Raw genomic sequence first — 21,128 nt, 5'->3', positions numbered from 1 at the left:
TTCGGACAAGATGCGCGCCAGTACAAAAAATGGAGCGCCGATCTGATTTAATCAGATCGAAACGCGCTCTAGGTTGGAAAATCAAGGCCCATTTCGCGATAGCGTTCCGGGTCGTTGCCCCAGTTTTCCCGCACTTTCACGAAAAGGAAGAGATGAACCGTCTGTTCCAGTATCTCGGAGATTTCCTTGCGTGCCGATTGTCCGATTGCCTTGATCGTCTCGCCCTTGTGGCCAAGCACGATCTTCTTCTGGCTTTCGCGCTCCACATAGATCACCTGCTCGATGCGCACTGATCCATCCTTGCGCTCTTCCCAGCGTTCGGTTTCCACCGTGGACGAGTAAGGCAGTTCCTCATGCAGGCGCAGATAGAGCTTTTCGCGCGTGATTTCGGCTGCAAGCTGCCGCATCGGCATGTCAGAAATCTGGTCTTCCGGATAATACCAAGGGCCGTTCGGCACGTTCTCTGCGAGATATTTCGCAAGATCCTTGCAGCCCGATCCGTTCAGCGCCGAGATCATGAAAGTCTGGTCGAATGTGACCAGTTCGTTGGCCTTGCGGGCAAGATCCAGCAAAACCGGCGGATCGACGCGGTCAACCTTGTTGAGCACCAGAACCTTCTTCTGGCGCACATCCTTCATGCTCGCAAGCAGCGCTTCCGCATTCTCGTTCAGGCCGCCCTGCGAATCGAGAAGAACGAGAATGATGTCGGCATCCTTCGCACCACCCCAGGCCGTCGTGACCATGGCGCGGTCGAGCCTGCGCTTCGGCCGGAAAATGCCGGGCGTGTCGACCAGAACGATCTGTGCCTGGCCTTCGATGAATATGCCGCGCACAAGAGCGCGTGTCGTCTGCACCTTATGCGTGACGATTGAAACCTTCGTTCCCACAAGCTGGTTGACCAGCGTGGATTTCCCCGCATTCGGCGCCCCGATCAACGCCACGAAGCCGGACCGGGTCTGGCCTGCCTCGTTTTCGCCGTCAGCCGGCGTCGTCCGATTGTTCATTGTTTATCCTTCCAGACGATATTTCCTTGCAGAACGCCGCCGTCCCCTGCGCACGGCATTCCGGATACGACAAAACCGCTGATGAAAGCGACATATCGTATAAGACTAATTATAACCGATCTCGATTTAAAAAACGCCAACTCTTGCATCAAGCAGAATTATCACGCTTCCAGACGCCTTCACGATGAAGCATCACTTCAGCGGCGTTCTGTTCGGCTATTCTTTTCGAACGCCCCTCGCCCGTTTCCGTGGCAAAACCCTTGACCGTAACCTCCACCGTAAACAGCGGATCATGGTCGGGACCTGTACGGCTGATGATGGAATATGAAGGATGGACATTGCCCTGCTGGTGCGCCCATTCCTGCAACTCGGTCTTGGCATCGCGGCGGGCGGCACCCGTTTGCAGTGACCGCTTTTCCCAGTAGCGCTTGACGAAGGGCCGTACGGCCTCCAGTCCGCCATCGAGATAGATCGTGGCGATCAGTGCCTCGACGACATCGGCGCGCACGTTCAAAAGGCGCTTGTCATTCAGTGACTTGATATCGGAGCCGGTGTGGATGAGATCGGCGAGCCCGATCTCATCGGCAATCGCCGCGCAGGTTTCGGCATTCACCAGCGCATTGAGGCGAACCGACAGTTCACCTTCGGAGGCATCGGGAAATTCGTCGAACAACATTTCCGCAACGGTCAGTCCCAGAACGCGGTCGCCGAGAAATTCGAGACGTTCATAATTTGCGCGCGAAGGCGCCTGCACACTTGAGTGGGTGAGCGCACGATCCAGCCGTTTCAGATTGAGAAAACGGTGTCCGGTGCGCTCCTCCAGAATTGCTGCTGCCTGATTTGCCGAAGCCATTTCAGTTTCCGGTTACGGCTGTATGCGGCGCGGCATTGACTGAGCTGAACAGTCGGCCAAAGCGTACTTCGGTCGGCCATTTCCAGATTTCAAGCGGGCTTGCCTTGTCGGCAATGGAGAAGAAGATGATGTTTGCGCGACCGACCAGATTTTCAAACGGCACATAGCCAACGCCGAAACGGCTATCGAGCGAGTTGTCGCGGTTGTCGCCCATCATGAAGTAATGACCGGCAGGAACCTCAAAGACGCGCGTATCGTCACCGATGGAATTCGGCGCGAGATCGAGCGTGTCATAGGTCACGCCTTCCGGCAGGGTTTCGCGATAGACTTCGACGGGCCGGTTCACTTCCGTCACATCGGGATTGTCGATCGTACCGACCCGGTCACGCTTGACCGCCTGATCGTTGATGTAGAGCACGCCGCCGCGCATCTGCACGCGGTCGCCCGGCAGGCCAATCACGCGCTTGATGTAATCGACGGAAGGATCACTCGGCAGTTTGAACACCACCACGTCACCGCGCTTCGGCTCCGCACTCCAGATACGGCCTGAAAACAAATCCAGTCCGAACGGCAGCGAATAGCGCGAATAGCCATAGGCATATTTTGAAACAAACAGATAATCGCCTTCCAGAAGCGTGGGGCGCATGGAGCCCGACGGTATGCTGAAAGGCTGGAAAAGCAGGGTGCGAATGACCAGTGCCAGCAGCAGCGCCTGCACGATAACGCTGATGGTTTCGCCAAGGCCGCCGGATTTTTTTGTCTCACTCTTGCTGGACACGCTCATTGTATCTCCGCTTCCGATAACGCGATCTAATAACGACTATGAAAGCATGACGCAATCAGGCCGCCGGCAGAACGCCGGTTTATCGCACGATTATGAGCAGGAGTTTACCCGTCACAATCACAATTATTTCGTCTCAGGCAGGGCTTCGATGATAACGAACGCCTGTGCGAGAGGAAAATCATCGGTAATTGTCAGATGTATGGCGGCACGCATTCCTGCGGGCAAGAGTTTCTGCAACTGTCTCGCCGCACCGCCGGTCAAATGCATGGTGGGCTTTCCGGAAGGGGCATTGACCACGCCCATATCTCGCCAGAAAACGCCTTGGGCAATACCGGTTCCAAGCGCCTTCGCGCAGGCTTCCTTCGCCGCGAAGCGCTTTGCATAGGACGCCGCACGCTGCTTGCGCCCATCCGATTTTTTCTGCTCGATTTCAGTGAAGACCCGGTTGCGGAAACGGTCGCCATGCCGCTCAAGGGTACTTTCGACACGGCGAATATCGATGAGGTCGCTACCTATACCGACGATCATACTTTCTGAAGCTCCTGCTCGCGGTGCAGGCGATGCTTTTCCGCAAGGCGTTCGATACGGCGACGACGGAACGCCGAAACGGCAAACCGGGTAACGAAATAGACCACGACAGCGAATGCTGCGCCCAGAATCGTCGAGCCGAACAGCATCGGCTTCAAAAGCGGTGTCCAGATTTCATCGAAATGCATGGTTTCGAGTGCCCGGCCGAAATGGACCGGCGGAGCATTATCGATACTGCCGTTCATAATGAAACGACCAAGCTCGAACGTGCTGCCCCAAATGAATGGCAGGGTCAGCGGATTGGCAAGGGTTGTGCCAAGCGCTGCGGCCGCAATATTTCCGGCAAGGAAATAAGCCAGCACGATTGCGATGATGAGATGGAAGCCGAAGAAAGGCGTAAACGCCGAAAACACGCCGACGGCCAGACCGGCTGCAACAGCATGAGGTGAGGCAGTGATGCGCAGAATCCGCTTTCCCCCGTACCGGAAGGAACGGGAGAAGGAGCGGCGCGGCCAGACCAGAAGCCTTAAACGCTCTTTTCTGGTCGGAGGATTACGGCGTTGAAACAGCATGCGCTTCTATTAATGCTCTCCTATCGCGGAGACAATTGTTATTATTCGGCCAAAACTGCGGCACTGTCGCTGCGTTCGAAAGGAACTGTGTCCAGCCTCGGCAAATAAAACCGTGGCGAAACACCAAGCATCCTGCGGAACATCGTCGTGAAAGCGGAAACGCTGTCATAACCCAGATCGAGCGCCACGCTCGTCACCGCCTCCCCTTCCGTAAGCCGGGGAACCGCAGCGAACAGACATGCCTGCTGGCGCCAGACTGAAAGGCTTACACCGGTCTCCCGCTGGAAATGCCGGGTAAATGAGCGTCGGCTCATCGCCATCCTGTCCGCCCAGTCATCAATTGTGGCGCGCGAAGAAGGCTTTTTCACGAATTCACGGCATAGTTTCTGCAAACGCGGATCGGACGGGAAAGGCAGGCCCAGAGAGCGTTGCGGCAATGTGTGGAGGTCCCGCAAGATCAGCTCGATCACCAGCGCATCGCGACTATCCGGCTCTGGCGTGCTGTCCTGCGTGGTTGCATCGATGATAAGGCATCGCATGAGATCGGTAAGCCCGACCACGTGGAGATAATCCGGCACGCCCGAGACGGCATCGACGCAGATATAGATCGACCGCATGTAGACTTCGCCGAGGATTTCAACCGAATGCTCCACGCCTGCCGGTATCCACATGGCGTGGTCACTTGGAATCATCCAGCGCCCGGCATCCGTCGTTACCAGAACCACGCCTTGCGAGGCACAGAGAAGCTGTGCCCGGCTGTGACGATGGCGCGGCACGAAATAGCCATCCGGGTAGCGCGTCGGCAGGGCAATCACCGGCCCGCTCATGCCTTCCAGCATGGCGATCCGCTGTTCGTGGAACTTCTGCAGTTCCTCGCTTCCCGGTAATAAAAGCCCCGGTGGAGACTTTGGTTTCATTGCAGTTCTGCCCTATCTTTGGCCCACTCTCGAAACTATTGGACCAAAACACGAAAGCGGGCGAGAGGCAATAGTCCTATTAATGACTTGCTGAGAATGGGTCGCGACATTCGCTGGCGGAATGAATTTGACGTTTGATGAAGGCAACTGCCTGTCCAGACGCCAAATTCGTAAACTTTCGCCAGTTTCTCATCAACACCCCGCAATTTCCCTGAGTGCCTTATTTCCTGTAGTCAGATAATATCTGCAGGAAATGCGCCTGAAGACCGGCTTTCATCTTCGGAGTAGTAGTATGAGCATGAGTGCTGCACAGCAGCCATCAAACAGCGGCGCGGACAATACTGTTCTCGCCATCATTCTGGCCACAAGCATGGGCCATTTCCTGAACGACATGATGCAGTCGCTCCTTCCAGCCATCTATCCGATGCTGAAGGACAACTACAGCCTGTCATTCTGGCAGATCGGCCTTCTGACTTTCACCTTCCAGATGACGGCATCGATCCTGCAGCCGCTCGTGGGTATTTATACCGACCGCAAGCCAATGCCTTATTCCCTGCCTTTCGGCATGGGGTGCACGCTTGTCGGGCTCGTCTTTCTGGCGACCGCGCATCACTATTCGATCCTGCTTCTGGGGGCGGCCTTTGTCGGCTTCGGCTCGTCCGTCTTCCATCCGGAAGCCGCCCGTGTGGCACGCCTTGCCTCCGGCGGACGTCATGGTTTTGCGCAATCCCTGTTTCAGGTGGGCGGCAATTTCGGCTCGTCGATTGGCCCGCTTCTGGCAGCCTTCATCGTTCTGCCTTTCGGCCAGATCAGCGTGTCGTGGTTCTCTGTCGCCGCGCTCATCGGCATGATGCTGCTCTGGTATGTCAGCAACTGGTATAATCGCTACCGGATTGCCAATGCCAGCAAGGCGAAGCCCGACAAGACCCTTCCGCTTCCGCGCAATAAGGTTCTGGTGTCCGTTGGTGTTCTGGCGATGCTGGTCTTCACCAAGTACATCTATATGGCCAGCCTGACGAGCTACTACACCTTCTACACCATCAGCCATTTCGGCGTGACGGTGCAGGCATCGCAGCTGCTTCTGTTCCTGTTCCTCGGTGCGGTAGCTGCGGGAACGATCATCGGTGGCCCGATCGGCGACAGGATCGGTGCGCGCAAGGTGATCTGGGCATCGATCCTCGGCGTCCTGCCGTTCACGCTGGCCCTGCCCTATGCGAACCTGGAAATGACGGCGATCCTGACGGTTATCATCGGCCTGATCCTCGCCTCGGCCTTCCCGGCAATCGTGGTGTTCGCACAGGAATTGCTGCCAGGACGCGTCGGCATGGTATCCGGCCTGTTCTTCGGCTTTGCTTTCGGCATGGCTGGTATCGCAGCCGCCGTCCTCGGTATCGTGGCCGATCACAAGGGTATCGAATATGTTTACAACATCTGCTCGTATCTGCCGCTGCTCGGCCTGCTGACGATTTTCCTGCCTAAGCTGGAAAAGAACCGCAAGGCCTGACCCATATGAAAACACAGCCCGAGGAGCGGTCCACGCTCCTCGGGCTGTGTTCAAAACAGTGGAGCACCGCACGTCCCCCAACGGCGGTGCTCCCATGCCACTGACCTTTTGACGGCCCGGTGCAGCAGCATTCTCTTGATAGAGCATCTTTCGCCCTACCTCTTTGTTCCAACGCAAGTTCAGACGGCGAAACTGAAGCCGTGCATCGTTTCCCTGCGAAATTCATCGAAAGCAGCCGCGACCAGACGGATCAGCGGTTTGCCATCGCTTGTTGCGCTGATGACGCCGCTGCGAACTTCCACCAGTCCGTCAGCTACCAGAGGGCGCAGCAAGGCCAGTTCGTCGGAAAACTCCACGCCCGGCGCCGTGGTGTTCAGATCGACCCGGAAGTTGCACATCAGCGCCGTGATAATTCCGGCGCGGATACGGTCGCTCTCGCGCATCGCATAGCCGCGAACAGTTGCCAGTTCACCCGCTTCAACACGCTTCGAATATTGCTTCACGTCCGAGATATTCTGGGCATACCCGCCAGGAAACTGAGAAATCGATGACGGTCCAAGACCAATCAAAGTCTGGCAGCGATCATCCGTATAGCCCTGAAAATTACGGTGCAGCGTACCATGGCGCGCAGCAACAGCCAGATTGTCATCCGGCAATGCGTAGTGATCGATCCCCACCGGCTCGTAGCCGAAACCGATGAAGCTGTCCGCAACCACACGTGCCTGAACGAAGCGTTCATCAGCATCGGGCAGAAGACTTGCATCTATCAGGCGCTGATTGGCACGCCGCTGGGGAAGATGCGCGTAGCCATAGCAAGCAACACGGTCAGGCTTGAGCGCTGCAACCTTTTCGCAAGTCTCGCGCAGTGTCTCGACGGTCTGCAACGGCAGGCCATAGATGAGATCGAAGTTCAGACGATCAATGCCCACTTCGCGCAGAAGACTGGCAGCCTTGGCGACCGTTTCTATTGGCTGAATGCGACCGATGGCTTTTTGCACTTCGGCATCAACATCTTGCACGCCGAGGCTGGCGCGGTTCACACCCATGAGCGCAAGCGTCTGAGCCAACTGCGGCGTGACTGTGCGCGGATCAAGCTCGATGGCATGTTCCATATCAGGCGCAAAATCGAACGCAACGCGCAGAGCTGCCAGAATGCTCGTAAACTGGCGCGGGTTCAAAATGGAAGGCGTTCCTCCACCCCAATGGAGATGAACAACGCTGGGCCGCGCAGTCAGGCTCTTGCTGACAGTTTCGATTTCACTGAGCAAAGAGATACAGAAATTCTCGACGACATCGTTCCGCACAGCCATTTTTGCATGGCAGCCGCAATAATGGCAGAGCTGCCGACAATAAGGCACATGGATATAAAGGGAGACACTTTCTTCCGGCCCGATCTGGCGCAACCAACGATGCGTCGTCTCGGCACCGACAGGAATAAAGTCTGCAGCCGTCGGGAAAGACGTATATCTGGGTACAGCCAGCGCGGCGTAGCGTCTTATCGCTTCTTCATGCATAGCGCATCCACCTTAAGCGTCGGGCGCTCCGGCGAGGCCCTGCCGGATATGCGCGCACCAGAACCGGGGCGACATTCCGCGGGGCAAGACGGCATGATGCGGCAAGGAAGCCCGCATGCATGACAGCCGATATTGCAATTCCCAGCCACAACAGCACCTGTTTTCCCCATTTTGAACGTGCAATCCTAAAACGGATCGCATCAATCTCTATGGTCAGGAATAGGCTGTTCTGCCGGATGCTGCATTGATTTGAATCAACGGAAATACACCTGGCTTTTAGGGATGGCAGCTTGAAATCAGAGGCTTTCCGGGTCCATTCCGGCAACGGCGGCCAGCGAACGGCGCGACAGAATTTCCACAGTGTTGGCGTCAGGCAACTGGATGAGTCCCTGGGTCTTCAGCTTTGTGAAGCTGCGGCTGACGGTTTCAATCGTCAGGCCGAGATAGTCTGCAATATCGGTACGGTTCATCGACAGATGAACCGGATTGGGCTTCTCTCCGCGCTTCTCGGCCCGGGCCGACAAAACCAGCAGGAAGCTTGCAAGCTTTTCCACCGGCGCGAGGCGTCCGAGCACAAGCTGATTGTCGCGCGCCGTGCGAAGAGCTGCCCTTGTCATCTGATGCAGGCGTTCCTTCAATTTCGGGAAACGCTCCATCAGGTCGTCCATCTCCTTGGTGGAGAAGGCGCACAGAACCGATGGCACGACAGCTTCGGCCGACTGGGAATAAGTCTCGTCGTCAGCCAGACCGAGATAGTCGCCAGGGAACAGGAAACCTGCAATCTGCCGACGCCCATCAGGAAGCGACGTATAGATGCGCAGCATACCGGAAGTGAGGCTGAAGACACGGCGCTTCGGCTCCCCCTCTTCCACTAGCTGCTCATTGGCATCGAGACGCTTGGACGTCATGATCGCTTCGAGAGCACCGAGATCGCCGTCATCAAGCGCCGCGCAAACCGCAGTCCGTCGAACGTCGCACTCCACGCATACCCCGCATGGTGCGCGGTAAGGCGATCTGGGATCGAATAAAATGGGCGCTACACTCACGATGGAATCCTGTTTGTGGAAGCCGGAAAACGTTTTGCGACTACCCTCTTAAATAGGTAACTAGAACGCGTCCCGCAAAGCGGAATTTCGCCGCAGGGGTGTATCTTCCCCTGCAGCGTATCCAAAACCGCTGGTAAACTTGTTTAAATGTTGCGGCTACCGGGCTTCACAGCCGGGATTGCAGCAAGTTCCGGCGGTAATTTATCCGCAGGATAGGCCGGAACTTCATATTCAGCGAGAGAAATCAGCTTGGTGCCAACATCTGCCTTCCCTGCCGAACGGTCGACGATGCAGGCCGCAGCCACGACTTCGATGCCGAGGTCCTTCATGCAGTCGATCGTTTCGCGGATAGAAAGTCCAGTCGTGACAATATCTTCCACGATAACGACCCGAGCACCTTTCGGCACATCGAATCGGCGCAGACGGAAAACACCATTTTCACGCTCCACCCATACCGACGGAACATGCAGATGGCGCGAGGTCTCGTAGGAAGGGATCAGGCCACCAATCGCCGGTCCGACTACGTAATCGATGGTTCCAAGATTTGCCGCCTTGATTTTCTCTGCGAGAGCCTTGCAAAGCTTTTCCGTCTTGTCGGCATGCATGAAAACACGCGCCTTCTGAAGGAAAACAGGGCTGCGCAGGCCTGACGTCAGAATAAAGTGGCCTTCAAGGATCGCTCCCGCTTCGCGGAAGACGGCAAGCACATCTTCGGTATTCATCTTAGTCCTATCCGTTCACGCGTTTCGCGCCGCTGACGCTCGCGCTCTCTTTCAATTGGGAAATGATACGGTTGAGATGCTTAAGGTCCCAAACCTCGACATCGATAATCATCTCGGTGAAATCCGGTGCCGTGCGCACCATGGAGAGATTGTGAATATTCGCGTCGTTGGCCGCCACGATCTGCGCGATCTCCGCCAGTGAGCCGGGCGAATTGATAGCCGATACGCTGACGCGTGCCGGGAAACGCTCGCTCATCTGCTCGTCAATGTCCCAACGCACATCAATCCAGCGCTCCGGCTGATCGTCATAGGCCGTCAGCGCAGGCGACTGGATCGGGTAGATCGTGATACCGGCACCTGGCTGCAGAATGCCGACGATACGATCTCCGGGGACGGCGCCTTCCGGGGCAAAACGCACAGGCAGGTCCGAATTGGTGCCGCGAATCGGCAGCGCCTTCTTTCCAGGCTTCGGCATAGCCCCGGCTTCGTCCTTGGCGGCATCTTCACTGCCTTCCGGCACCTTGAAGATCATGCCGGCTGCGTTCTGAATGTTGAACCAGCCCTTTTCACCCGTCTTGGCCGGGCTGTTCTGCGATGTGACGCGTGTGTCCTGATAGTCTGGATAGACAGCCTTCACCACATCGGTTGACGGCAGTTCACCACGTCCGACTGCGGCCAGCACATCCTCGACATCCTTGCGCGCCAGGCGCGGAAGTCCCGGCTTCAGAATATCCTTGCTGAACGGCTTTCCGGCACGTTCGAAAGCGCGTTCCAGAATGCGCATGCCAAGCCCTGAATATTGCTTGCGGACAGCAGAGCGGGTTGCGCGCCGAATGGCGGCACGCGCCTTGCCGGTCGCGACAAGCGACTCCCAGGCTGCTGGAGGAACCTGCGCCTTGGAGCGGATGATATCCACCTCATCGCCGTTCTTCAGTTCGGTCATCAGCGGCATGATGCGCCCGTTGACCTTAGCACCCACGCAGCTATCGCCGATATCGGTGTGAACGGCATAGGCGAAATCGATCGGCGTTGCGCCACGAGGCAAAGCTATGAGACGCCCTTTCGGCGTGAAGCAGAAGACCTGATCCTGAAACAGCTCAAGCTTGGTGTGCTCGAGAAACTCTTCGGGATTGTCGCCTTCGGAAAGCTGCTCGATCGTCTGGCGCAGCCATGCATAAGCATTGGTTTCGGTGGACATTTTGTGCGGATTGTTGGCACTGCCACGATCCTTGTAGATCGAATGCGCGGCAACGCCAAATTCGGCAATCTCGTCCATTTCGCGCGTGCGAATCTGCAGTTCGATACGCTGGCGCGAAGGGCCGATAATAGTGGTGTGGATCGACCGATAATCGTTCTGCTTGGGCGTTGAAATGTAATCCTTGAACCGGCCCGGCACCATCGACCATGTCGTATGAATAAGACCGAGTGCCCGATAGCAATCCTGCATCGTATCGACCATGACACGGAAGCCGAAAATGTCGGAAAGCTGCTCGAATGACAGGCCCTTGGTTTCCATCTTGCGGAAAACCGACCACGCCTTCTTCTGACGGCTCTTCACGCTGGCCTTGATGCCGTGCTTCTCGAAAATTTCGGAGAGGTCCTTTTCGATTTTCTGCAGCAGCCCGCGGTTCTTCTCCAGAAGCTCGGCCAGTCGATCCGTCACAGCGCGCCATGCATCGGGATTGATATAGCGGAAGGCCAGCTCTTCCAGCTCTTCGCGCATATCCTGCATACCCATGCGGCCAGCGAGTGGCGCATAGATATCCATCGTTTCCTCGGCAATACGCAGGCGCTTGTCTTCCCGCATCACGCCCAGCGTGCGCATATTATGCAGACGGTCGGCAAGCTTCACCAGAAGCACGCGCACATCTTCGGAAATCGCCAGAAGCAGCTTGCGGAGGTTTTCCGCCTGTACAGCCTTCTTCGAAACGAGGTCGAGCTTCTTGAGCTTGGTCAGTCCCTCGACGAGCTTGCCTATTTCAGGGCCGAAGAGCTGATCGATTTCCTGCCGGGTGGCCGTCGTGTCTTCAATCGTGTCGTGCAGGAGCGCGATGGCAATCGTCGCTTCGTCGAGATGCATATCGGTGAGGATTGCAGCGACTTCGAGCGGATGGGAAAAATAGGGGTCGCCGGAAGCGCGCTTCTGACTTCCATGCTTTTGCATGGCATAGACATATGCCTTGTTGAGAAGCGCCTCGTTCACGTCAGGCTTGTATCGCTGTACACGCTCCACAAGCTCATATTGGCGCATCATCTACGAGAACTCCCTTTCGAAACCGATACCTGGAACCATATCGGGTCCAGCACACCGGATATTGTGACCCAAAATCGCCGAAAATCGAATAGTTCTCGACGTTTAGGCTTAATTTTTTGCCGACAATATTAATTTCTGGCAGAAATCGCTCGTCATCGGTGCTTTTCGCACGCCATTACGAGCATTCAGAACCTTTGCAACAAGCCAGCCTGCACGGCCATCGGCGCATAAAAACATGCGCCACGACCGAGAAGTCGCAGCGCATGCAAAAGAGAGTTGATTCAAACGATGATCAGAAGTCGTCGTTCTTCTCTGGTGCAACGAGGCCTTCGATACCGGCAAGCAGCTCTTCTTCCGACATACGGTCGAAAGCAACCACATCTTCTTCGGCAGCGTCTGCGATGCCTTCCGCGACTTCTTCAGAAGAAGAAGTAATCTGTGCGGGTGCAGCCGCTTCCGGCTCGTCGACTTCCACATGCTTCTGCAGCGAATGGATGAGATCTTCCTTCAGATCGTCCGGCGAGAGGGTTTCGTCGGCGATTTCGCGCAGGGCAACGACAGGATTCTTGTCGTTGTCGCGGTCGATGGTGATCTGTGCACCCTGGGAAATTTGGCGAGCACGGTGACCAGCCAGCAGAACCAGTTCAAAACGGTTCTCGACCTTATCTACGCAGTCCTCAACAGTGACGCGGGCCATGCGCGGTCCCTTTCATTTCTCGAACTTTATTGGATTTTTCCCCACATAACGCTTGTGGAGCGAAATTACAAGCAAAAGCGGAAATGCTCGTGCCTTGCTGCATGAAATCTGCCAAAAGAACGTCAAATTCATGGAATCGCCTCATAAAACACGGCGGCGCGTCAAAACGGCACAATATTTTATAAGCCTGAAAGCGATTATTGGGGCAAGACTCCCCGATAGGTAATTTAGTGGGGGCAAATAACAACCCATGGTTGCTTGTTTTTCTGTGATATGTCCTTAGAAGGCAATAAACGCACTGGTAAAATTTGATACCACCCGCCGTTTAGAAAACAAACTGAATAAGCGGTCGTCGGTCCACTCCCGTCCGGCCGTAGAGTGGATATATTGCACGATGTTCGATTCTCGTGAAAAGATTGCGCTTTTTATTGATGGCGCCAATTTATACGCTGCCTCCAAGACTTTGGGGTTCGATATTGATTATCGTAAGCTTTTGAAGGCCTTTCAGAAGCGCGGCTATCTGCTCCGCGCTTATTATTACACGGCCTTGGTTGAAGATCAGGAATATTCCTCGATCCGTCCTTTGATCGACTGGCTGGATTATAACGGCTACAAGGTCGTCACAAAGGCCGCCAAGGAATTCACGGATTCCACCGGACGCCGCAAGGTGAAGGGTAATATGGACATCGAGCTGACGGTCGATGCGATGCAGCTTACCGATACAGTCGACCATTTTGTGATTTTCTCCGGCGACGGCGATTTCCGTTCGCTTGCAGAAGCTCTTCAGCGCAAGGGCCGCAAGGTTTCGGTCGTATCGACCCTCACCACCCAGCCAGCCATGATTTCCGATGAACTGCGCCGTCAGGCCGATCATTTCATCGATCTGGTCTCGCTCAAGGCTGAGATTGGTCGCGACCCGTCGGAACGCGCACCGCGCCGCCAGGATGATGATCTCGACGACAGCTATTGACGCCGTCGTCGAGCCGGTTCATGCAGAGGCATGATTTCCGAACCATCTCCCAATTGCGATATCTGTCCGAGGCTGCACGCATTCCTTCAGGAATGGCGGCGCAAGGAGCCATCGTGGCATAATTCGCCCGTCCCACCGTTTTTGCCAGCGCATGATGACGATGTCCGGCTCCTGATTGTGGGGCTGGCACCGGGTTTACGCGGCGCCAACCGAACCGGACGCCCCTTCACCGGTGATTATGCTGGCGACCTTCTCTACAGCACGCTGTGTGAATTCGGATTCGCCGCCGGCAAGTTCGAAGCCCGTCCCGACGATAGCTTGCGCCTGCTGGATGCCAGCATTGTCAATGCAGTGCGCTGCGTGCCACCGGAAAACAAGCCCATCGGCTCCGAGATCAACAATTGCCGACAATTCCTGTTACCGATGCTGACTCGGTTTCGCAATCTGCAGGCAATCGTCACGCTGGGAACGATTGCGCATCAATCGACGGTCCGTGCTCTTGGTGCCCCGGTTGCGCGACATCCCTTCGGCCATGACCGGGCAAGCGACATCGGCAGCCTGCGGATTTTCTCCAGCTATCATTGCTCGCGCTATAACACGAATACCGGGCGGCTAACGGATACCATGTTCCGAACCGTATTCCGGCATGTACGCGATTATCTGAATCAAAAGAGCGCCTGAGGCGCTCTTTCTTCTACTGATCGTTATCCCTTATCCCGCATCAAGCGAGCTTTTTCGCGATTCCAGTCGCGCTTCTTTTCGGTCTCGCGCTTGTCGTGAGTCTTCTTGCCCCGCGCCAGCGCCAGTTCCAGCTTCGCCCGCCCCCGATCATTGAAGTAAAGCTTCAATGGCACCACGGTCATCCCGTCGCGCGATACGGAGTTGAACAGGCGGGACATTTCGCGCTTGCTGATGAGCAACTTGCGCAAGCGCCGCGGCTCGTGATTGAAGCGATTGCCCTGCGTATATTCCGGAATATAGGAATTGATGAGCCAGAACTCGCCATTCTCAAAGCTCGCATAGCTTTCGGCTATGTTTGATTGATTGGCGCGCAACGACTTGACCTCGGTGCCGGTCAGGACGAGACCGGCTTCGAGCGTATCAAGAATTTCAAAATTGAAGCGCGCCTTGCGGTTTTCCGCGATCATCTTGCGCACGGGAGAATTCTTAGGCTTGTTCATGATGGCACCATATAATGTGCAATACCTGAAATGAAAACGCTCCCGAAGCTACGGGAGCGTAAAAATCAGCGAAAGCGGTAAATAAGAACGGCTATAGAAGCGAAGAGCCGTTCCATCTCTTTGTTTTGTCGCATTGCCGCACGCAAAAACGCTTCACACTTTTGCTGGCAATACTCCAGACAGATCAGTTGACCAGACCCGCATGTTTCATGGCCTGATCGATCTTCTCTGCCGTCGCAGCTTCCACCGTCACCATCGGCGACCGCAGCGCGTTTTCCACGCGGCCAAGACGCGACAGCGCATATTTCGGGCCCGACGGGTTCGGCTCGATGAAGAGTGCCTTGTGCAGCGGCATGAGGCGATCCTGCAACTCGAGCGCCTTGGTGAAATCGCCAGCCTGACATGCATCCTGGAATTCGGCGCAAAGACGCGGCGCGATGTTGGACGTCACCGAAATGCACCCCACCCCGCCATGGGCGTTGAAACCAAGGGCAGTAGCATCTTCGCCGGAAAGCTGGATGAAATCCTTGCCGCAGGTTGCACGCTGTTCCGATACGCGCTCGATCTTGCCGGTCGCATCCTTGACGCCCACGATGTTCTTGTGGTCGCGAACGAGAGCGCCCATCGTTTCCGGCGTCATGTCGATGACCGAACGACCGGGAATATTGTAGATGATGAGCGGAATCGAGATGGAGCGGGCCACACGCGAGAAATGTTCGTAAAGGCCGCGCTGGTTCGGCTTGTTATAATAAGGCGTGACAACGAGAACAGCATCAGCGCCAGCCTTTTCGGCATGCTGGGCCAGTTCAATCGCTTCCACCGTATTGTTGGAACCCGCACCGGCAATCACCGGAACGCGGCCAGCCGCGACCTCGATGCAAACCTCGATGACGCGCTTGTGCTCATCATGCGACAGGGTCGGCGTTTCGCCGGTCGTGCCGACGGGAACCAGTCCTTTGGTGCCTTCTTCGATCTGCCAGTTTACAAATGCGCGAAAGGCTTTCTCGTCGAACGCTCCTTCGGAATCGAATGGCGTGACAAGCGCGGTAATTGAGCCCTTCAGCATTAGTGAACTCCTGAAAAAAGAAAGACTGGACCTCATTCCACCAATCAGCTTGGAATCCCACTGGGGCTTCTGACCGGGTTGAGGCGTTGCACAATAGTCTTGCCACACGAGTGGAGCAAGCGGGGTAAGCTGGCAAAACAAGCGTAATACGGCAGTTTTGCGGCAAAAAACGCGGCGGCCTCCATGCTCCACCGACTATTCGCCAGATTGCTTTTGGAAACATTGGAGGTCTCTACCAGTCGAGCGGCGAGCAACGACTCGCGATAACGCTTTATTAAGGATGGATTCATTCCTTGAGCTTATCATCATCATTGAAAACGCCGGACAAAAACCGGGCTAAGAAAAGCCGGATTTCAACAACATATTGCGTATCAACCAAGTCTTTGTTCTAGTTAGCCAATGTCAAAACAAGTCGCAGCGATATCCTTGAAAAGAAAAGCACTCCTCGCGAGCTGCTTTGTTGCGGTTGCCCTACAGCCGATGATTTCGCTCGCGCAATCTTCGCTGCCGACTGATGTGCCAACCCCGCTCGCGCGCCCCTTTGCGCCGACGACGACACACCAGTCGCCGATGAATCTGGTGACACCGAAGCCGCGTCCCGCCACACCCGACCCGGTCGTGACGTCAGCGGTCAGCCGCACGGAAAACCCGGCAGCAATTGGCGGAACGCTAAAAAGCGGGCTTGATGCCCTTTCCTCCCGCGACGTTGCGAGTGCTATTGCATTCCGCAACGGGATGCCGCATGGCTCGCTCGACCGCCAGATTTTGACGTGGGCTATCGCGACATCCGGTCTCGACGGCGTGCCAAGTACCGAAATCGCAACGGCAGCAACGGATTTGCGCGGCTGGCCGGGAACGTCCGTGCTACGCCGCAATTCTGAGCGGGCTCTGTTCAAGGAAAACCCAACGCCAGCGGCCGTAATCGCAACATTCGGCAATACACGCCCGCAGACCACAGAAGGTATGATCCTGCTCGCCCGCGCCTATGTCAGCACTGGCAACGCAGGCAAAGCACGCGGACTGCTTTCGCCGTGGTGGGCCACGCAGCGTCTTTCGGCCGATGATGAGCAAAAGATACTGAAAGAGTTTTCGGGCGTTCTGACGCGCGAGGATCATCAGCGCCGTATTCTAAGCTCTCTCTACAATGACCGCATGCAGTCCGCAAAACTGCTTGCGGGACCAGCACAAGCTCAATCGCTCTACAACGCCTTTGCGGCAGTCTCACAAAAATCTCCGAACGCAGCCAAGGCGATAGCGGATGTCGACCGGACATGGCAGGGCAATGCGGCCTATCAGTTTCTGAAGATTCGCTATCTGCGGCGCGCCGAGCGCTATAACGAGGCGACGGACCTTATGCTGAAGGCACCACGTCAGGCTGCGGCGCTTGTCGATCCGGATGCGTGGTGGATTGAACGCCGCATCCTGTCGCGGGAACTGCTCGACCTTGGCAAGCCGCAACTCGCCTACAAGCTGGTTTCGGCTCATGCAGCCGAATCACCCACGATGGCCGCAGAAGCGGAATTCCATGCCGGATGGTATGCGCTTCGCGCCCTGAACCAGCCGAAGGCGGCTGCTCCGCATTTTGCCCGGATCGCAGAAATCTCGTCGCGTCCGATTTCAGCTTCTCGCGCCTTCTACTGGCTCGGGCGGTCGGCTGAAGCAGGTAGCGGTGGCGATGCGCGCGACTATTATCGTCGCTCCGCTCATTTCGGCACGACATTTTACGGCCAGCTTTCAGCGGCCAAGCTGAGTGAAAAAGCGCCTGAGCTCATCTATCCAAGACCAACTGAAACGGATCGCGCGCGGTTTGCCGCTCGTCCCGCCGTGCAGGCGATAAGGCGGCTGGAACAGGTCGGTTACAGTAGTCGCGCAACGACACTTTACAACCAGCTATCGCAGGAACTGGACAGCGTCGGTGAACTGGCTCTGCTGGCGGTCATGGCCGAGCGCAACGAGAATCACTATCTGGCGCTGCGCGTCGGCAAAAATGCTGCATTGCGAGGCCTTGATGTTGGTGCTCTGTCGCATCCGCTCGGCGCAATTCCCGCCACTGCCAATATAAGCGGATCGGGCAAAGCCCTTGCCTATGCGATTGCGCGGCAGGAAAGTGAATTCAACGTCGGCGCGGTTTCGAAAGCTGGCGCGCGCGGCCTGCTGCAACTTATGCCCGCAACGGCAAAAAGCGTAGCGACCCGCAACGGTATGAGCTTCTCAGCACCGCGCCTCACGAGCGATGCAGGATATAATGCGACGCTTGGCGCCCATTTCCTCGGTGAGCAGCTCGACCGTTTCAACGGGTCCTACGTTCTGACCTTCGCCGGTTACAATGCTGGGCCCCGCCGGGCATCGGAATGGGTCGAGAAATATGGCGATCCACGCGGCAAGCCTATCGATCAGGTCGTCGATTGGATCGAACGTATCCCCTATTCCGAAACGCGAAACTATGTTCAGCGCGTCATGGAAAACTATGAGGTCTACAAAGCCCGTCTGACCGGTAGCGCCGATATCCAGACCGATCTGATTTACGGTCGGCGCTAGAAAACTTCGCACTTATATTGAAATAGTAGAAATGCTCTGAAATGAAAAAGCAGGCTATTCGCCTGCTTTTTTTGTCCGTCGCGATCTTGGTTTGGTCGCTGTTTTGCCGGGCTTTTCCGATCTCCTAGCACTGGCTTTATTTGCTGCATTTGCCAGCTTGGTGGCTTGCCCGCTCCAGTCCTCGCGCTCCACACGGCGCGGAAAGCCTATGTTTCGCTCGATCCAGCGCGATTCGTCTTCATTCCAGCCGGCAATCTGGTCGTAATGAAACACGCCGATCCCGTTGAGCAATCCCTGAACCGCCCCGCCAATGCCCTTGATGACGGTAAGGTCATCAGGTTTTCCAAGGCGCGCAGCTTCCAAAAGCTCAGGTCGGCCCGGATCGCGTACAGGCTCGGCATTTGCCTCAGCCTCCGCCTTTTCCTCCCGAGAAGGCCAGTTCCCAACCACTTCAGCGTCGGGCACAGCTTTCAACTGAAGCTCCTCGGGTTCACGCGGCTGGGACGAGATTTTGGGTTCTTCAGTTTTTGCCGGGGAAGAGATCTTATTTGACGCTTCCGGCTTTTCAGCAACTGGCAATGTCGCGTGTGCCGCTGCAATAATTGTACGCTCGTGATCCGGCATCGCCGCACTTCTGTGCCGCACGAAACGACCCAGAACACAGCCAATAACAAAAGCGATGGCAACAAGAACAGCCAGTTGAACAATCAGCAACGGCATATGGTTTCCTCGTACTCCAAATTACTCAAGCCCGACGAACATATTCGTCGTCAATTTTTCCCCGCCCCCAATTTGCCGCCACTATTTCGAACCGGTCAGCCAGCCCACACCCGCACCGATTAAAACCGCTACAACGAGAACCGGCCAAAACGATACGGCTAAATAAAGCATTGTCAGGTCCGCTTTCTATTCCGGAAATGGAACATATGATCCGCTATGCCTATTCATAAAGAGAAAGGAAAGGCTCGAACAGGCGGGCTGTCAATTCCGAACAGAAAACTAACAGGGGACGAAATTCGAGATTCCGTCAGCCTTCCTCGCTGTAAAAGCTAAGGTTCGCCAATCTCTACCCGTCCTGCCTTCAGAGCGAAAGGAAGCGGGGAGTGCAACTGGGATTCTATCTTTTGATAGCTGGCATCGTCTGCAGCTTTGCCTTTGACAGAGATATTGAGGTCTGAAATCTCAACCTCTCCTTCCCGCAGAGCCGACAGAAGTTGCAAGGCAAACTCCACCGAATCAACGAAATTCGCCGGGCTGCCTCGGCCTACGGCCATCTCATCATCAAGCGGGATGCCGGGAGCCGCACTTTCAGCCGCCGTCATGATACGATCCCTGACATCATTATCGGGGACGGAACCAGATAGAATGATTCCGTCTGCACTCTTCTTTATCTGTAGCGAATAGGGCGACACGAGCGGAAGAACACTCGTCAGATCGGTGATTTCGCGAATCCCCCTCACCTGCTCCAGCGCCATTTTCGCAGCGGATTGAGCCTCTGGATCGGGCGCAATACCTTTAAGCGTCACATCGCGACCGTCCACATCAAAGCCCGTCCATATATATGGAGCCAATGCTTCGCCGGTACGTGATGCAATATCCGTCTCGACCCGATCGGCACCAAACCAGAGCGCAAGCGCGGTCAGCGCTGCGGTCCACGTAACTCCGGGCCAAAACCATTTGAACATGTCGTGGCGTCTCCACGCTGGAAATTATCGAATGCGAAGCAGCGGAACACAAACCGCTTTCTATTCGTACAAAGACCGAGATTTCGGTGAAAGCAAGATCGCAACCGTGAAAATCCGCAAACAAAAAACCCGGCAGCGATGCTGCCGGGTTCTTTTTGAACAATCCCAGAGGGATTAGAACGAGCGCTGGAAACGAACCATGCCCTGGAAAGCATCCTTGCCGTCGAGGCTGATGTTTTCGTCGTCCCACTTGGTGTAGGAAACTTCCGGGGTGATCGTGAAGCCAGGAACCAGTTCGTAAGCAACGTTTGCGGTTGCTGCGAAGGTCTTGGAGTCGTCGTAAGCGAGCTGCAGGTTGAAGGTAGCCTTTTCGGTTGCCTTGAATGCAGCGCCACCCCAGACAGCCCAGTCGCCGCCCCACGTGCCGTAGAAGCTGGTGACCGCACGGTAGGTGTAAAGACCGCCATTACCATCCGACGTAGAGAAGTATTCGTCGTCGTTGGACTTGTAAGCGCCCTGTACCCAGACCGAGAAGCGATCCGTGATGTTGACGTCGCCGCGAACCTTGGCAGCCCACTCTTCGTTACGAGCGTCGTATGCACCAACAGCTGCGATTGAACCCCAACCACCAGCGTACTTCAGACCGCCAACGATGTGCGGCGTGTAGTCGTTCAGCGTTACGTCAACGTCGGAGTCACCGTTGCCGCCTTCTTCGAGCGACAAGATGGCCGAGAAGCCGTTGCCGCCGGTGAAGGTGTAGCTGATGAGGTTGGTGCGGTAGCCGCCAGCGAGGATCACGTCGTCGTTGATGACGTTGCCGAGGTAACCGGTGAAGGTTACGAAGGCCGATTCGTCAAGACCAACGCGCAGACCGCCGAGCTGGATGTAAGCGTAACGCAGCGAGCTGTTTTCGTTCGAACCGTATGCGTCTTCTTCGCCGTCGCCACCGCCGGTCCAGTTGTAACGCAGTTCGGTGAAGGTCTTCAGAGTGCCGAGTTCGGTTTCCGAAGCGGTCGAGAAGCGGAGCGTTGCACGAGCAAGCTTGCCCCAGGTGTCACGGTCCAGATCGCCAGGCGTACGAGCATAAACGCGGTCACCGCCGGTTGCGTCGTAACGAACATAACCATGGATACGCAGGCAGGTTTCGGTGCCTGGGATGTAGAAGTAGCCAGCGCCGTAAGCATCGCAGACGCGGACATATTCAACGGCTTCTGGCTCTGGCGCGACGATTGCGTCGGCAGCCTGAGCGCCGGAAGCTGCAACCAGAGCTGCAGCGGAGCCAAGGAGAAGGCT

Annotated in this window: 20 protein-coding genes; 4 read left to right on the top strand and 16 right to left on the bottom strand. The window is 56.1% G+C overall.

What is annotated here, in order from left to right:
- Nucleotides 1-68: 68 nt before the first annotated feature.
- The 6 genes from era to F9K94_RS00080 form a co-directional block, all read right to left on the bottom strand.
- Complete coding sequence (gene era, locus F9K94_RS00105) at nucleotides 69-1,004, bottom strand: GTPase Era (RefSeq protein WP_061347290.1); 936 nt, start codon at nucleotides 1,002-1,004, stop codon at nucleotides 69-71.
- Between the two features lie 148 nt (nucleotides 1,005-1,152).
- Nucleotides 1,153-1,857, bottom strand: coding sequence for a ribonuclease III (gene rnc, locus F9K94_RS00100; protein WP_061347289.1), 705 nt, complete (start codon nucleotides 1,855-1,857; stop codon nucleotides 1,153-1,155).
- Between the two features lies 1 nt (nucleotide 1,858).
- Nucleotides 1,859-2,641: a signal peptidase I gene (gene lepB / locus F9K94_RS00095; RefSeq protein ID WP_061347288.1), complete on the bottom strand. Its 783-nt coding sequence runs from the start codon at nucleotides 2,639-2,641 to the stop codon at nucleotides 1,859-1,861.
- 123 nt (nucleotides 2,642-2,764) lie between these two features.
- Entirely contained in the window at nucleotides 2,765-3,169 is a 405-nt protein-coding gene (gene acpS / locus F9K94_RS00090) for a holo-ACP synthase (protein WP_151642923.1), read from the bottom strand.
- Entirely contained in the window at nucleotides 3,166-3,741 is a 576-nt protein-coding gene (gene bspA, locus F9K94_RS00085; protein ID WP_109987967.1) for a type IV secretion system effector BspA, read from the bottom strand. The genes acpS and bspA overlap by 4 nt, the downstream gene beginning before the upstream one ends.
- A gap of 41 nt (nucleotides 3,742-3,782) precedes the next feature.
- On the bottom strand, nucleotides 3,783-4,658 hold the full coding sequence (locus F9K94_RS00080) for an AraC family transcriptional regulator (protein ID WP_151642921.1): 876 nt from the start codon (nucleotides 4,656-4,658) through the stop codon (nucleotides 3,783-3,785).
- A gap of 292 nt (nucleotides 4,659-4,950) precedes the next feature.
- On the opposite strand from F9K94_RS00080, the gene F9K94_RS00075 reads away from it, so the two are divergent.
- Entirely contained in the window at nucleotides 4,951-6,162 is a 1,212-nt protein-coding gene (locus F9K94_RS00075) for an MFS transporter (protein ID WP_061347284.1), read from the top strand.
- A gap of 179 nt (nucleotides 6,163-6,341) precedes the next feature.
- On the opposite strand, the gene hemN is transcribed toward F9K94_RS00075, so the two are convergent.
- From hemN to rpoZ, 5 genes are all read right to left on the bottom strand, one after another.
- Complete coding sequence (hemN, locus tag F9K94_RS00070) at nucleotides 6,342-7,676, bottom strand: oxygen-independent coproporphyrinogen III oxidase (protein ID WP_151642919.1); 1,335 nt, start codon at nucleotides 7,674-7,676, stop codon at nucleotides 6,342-6,344.
- Between the two features lie 296 nt (nucleotides 7,677-7,972).
- Nucleotides 7,973-8,722 carry a helix-turn-helix domain-containing protein gene (locus tag F9K94_RS00065; protein WP_151642917.1) on the bottom strand — a complete coding sequence of 250 codons (750 nt, stop codon included), beginning with the start codon at nucleotides 8,720-8,722 and terminating at the stop codon, nucleotides 7,973-7,975.
- Between the two features lie 143 nt (nucleotides 8,723-8,865).
- Nucleotides 8,866-9,444 carry an orotate phosphoribosyltransferase gene (pyrE, locus tag F9K94_RS00060; protein ID WP_061347281.1) on the bottom strand — a complete coding sequence of 193 codons (579 nt, stop codon included), beginning with the start codon at nucleotides 9,442-9,444 and terminating at the stop codon, nucleotides 8,866-8,868.
- A 7-nt stretch (nucleotides 9,445-9,451) separates the two neighbouring features.
- On the bottom strand, nucleotides 9,452-11,698 hold the full coding sequence (locus F9K94_RS00055; protein ID WP_151554851.1) for a RelA/SpoT family protein: 2,247 nt from the start codon (nucleotides 11,696-11,698) through the stop codon (nucleotides 9,452-9,454).
- A 292-nt stretch (nucleotides 11,699-11,990) separates the two neighbouring features.
- Nucleotides 11,991-12,395 (bottom strand): DNA-directed RNA polymerase subunit omega, encoded by a 405-nt coding sequence (gene rpoZ, locus F9K94_RS00050; RefSeq protein ID WP_061347279.1) that lies wholly within the window; start codon nucleotides 12,393-12,395, stop codon nucleotides 11,991-11,993.
- Between the two features lie 394 nt (nucleotides 12,396-12,789).
- Here rpoZ and F9K94_RS00045 point away from each other — a divergent pair, with 394 nt between their 5' ends.
- Together F9K94_RS00045 and F9K94_RS00040 are read left to right on the top strand one after the other, a co-directional pair.
- Complete coding sequence (locus F9K94_RS00045) at nucleotides 12,790-13,365, top strand: LabA-like NYN domain-containing protein (RefSeq protein WP_012092419.1); 576 nt, start codon at nucleotides 12,790-12,792, stop codon at nucleotides 13,363-13,365.
- Nucleotides 13,366-13,395: 30 nt separating this feature from the next.
- Nucleotides 13,396-14,046: a uracil-DNA glycosylase gene (locus tag F9K94_RS00040; RefSeq protein WP_061347278.1), complete on the top strand. Its 651-nt coding sequence runs from the start codon at nucleotides 13,396-13,398 to the stop codon at nucleotides 14,044-14,046.
- Nucleotides 14,047-14,069: 23 nt separating this feature from the next.
- On the opposite strand, the gene smpB is transcribed toward F9K94_RS00040, so the two are convergent.
- Both smpB and dapA read right to left on the bottom strand, forming a co-directional pair.
- A complete protein-coding gene (gene smpB, locus F9K94_RS00035) occupies nucleotides 14,070-14,546 on the bottom strand; it encodes an SsrA-binding protein SmpB (protein WP_061347277.1) in 477 nt (158 codons plus the stop codon).
- A 184-nt stretch (nucleotides 14,547-14,730) separates the two neighbouring features.
- The gene (gene dapA / locus F9K94_RS00030) at nucleotides 14,731-15,612 is read right to left on the bottom strand and encodes a 4-hydroxy-tetrahydrodipicolinate synthase (RefSeq protein ID WP_151642915.1); all 882 of its coding nucleotides are present in this window, start codon (nucleotides 15,610-15,612) and stop codon (nucleotides 14,731-14,733) included.
- Between the two features lie 480 nt (nucleotides 15,613-16,092).
- Here dapA and F9K94_RS00020 point away from each other — a divergent pair, with 480 nt between their 5' ends.
- Nucleotides 16,093-18,150: a lytic transglycosylase domain-containing protein gene (locus F9K94_RS00020; RefSeq protein WP_151642913.1), complete on the top strand. Its 2,058-nt coding sequence runs from the start codon at nucleotides 16,093-16,095 to the stop codon at nucleotides 18,148-18,150.
- 54 nt (nucleotides 18,151-18,204) lie between these two features.
- On the opposite strand, the gene F9K94_RS00015 is transcribed toward F9K94_RS00020, so the two are convergent.
- From F9K94_RS00015 to F9K94_RS00005, 3 genes are all read right to left on the bottom strand, one after another.
- Nucleotides 18,205-18,870 carry a 50S ribosomal protein L21 gene (locus F9K94_RS00015; protein ID WP_151642911.1) on the bottom strand — a complete coding sequence of 222 codons (666 nt, stop codon included), beginning with the start codon at nucleotides 18,868-18,870 and terminating at the stop codon, nucleotides 18,205-18,207.
- 329 nt (nucleotides 18,871-19,199) lie between these two features.
- Nucleotides 19,200-19,835 (bottom strand): BON domain-containing protein, encoded by a 636-nt coding sequence (locus F9K94_RS00010; RefSeq protein WP_151642909.1) that lies wholly within the window; start codon nucleotides 19,833-19,835, stop codon nucleotides 19,200-19,202.
- Between the two features lie 174 nt (nucleotides 19,836-20,009).
- The coding region (locus F9K94_RS00005; RefSeq protein WP_235920548.1) for a porin at nucleotides 20,010-21,128 on the bottom strand (1,119 nt) is incomplete at its 5' end.

Source organism: Brucella tritici (assembly GCF_008932285.1).
Classification (GTDB): domain Bacteria; phylum Pseudomonadota; class Alphaproteobacteria; order Rhizobiales; family Rhizobiaceae; genus Brucella; species Brucella tritici.
This window is presented reverse-complemented; position numbering and strand designations above follow the sequence as displayed.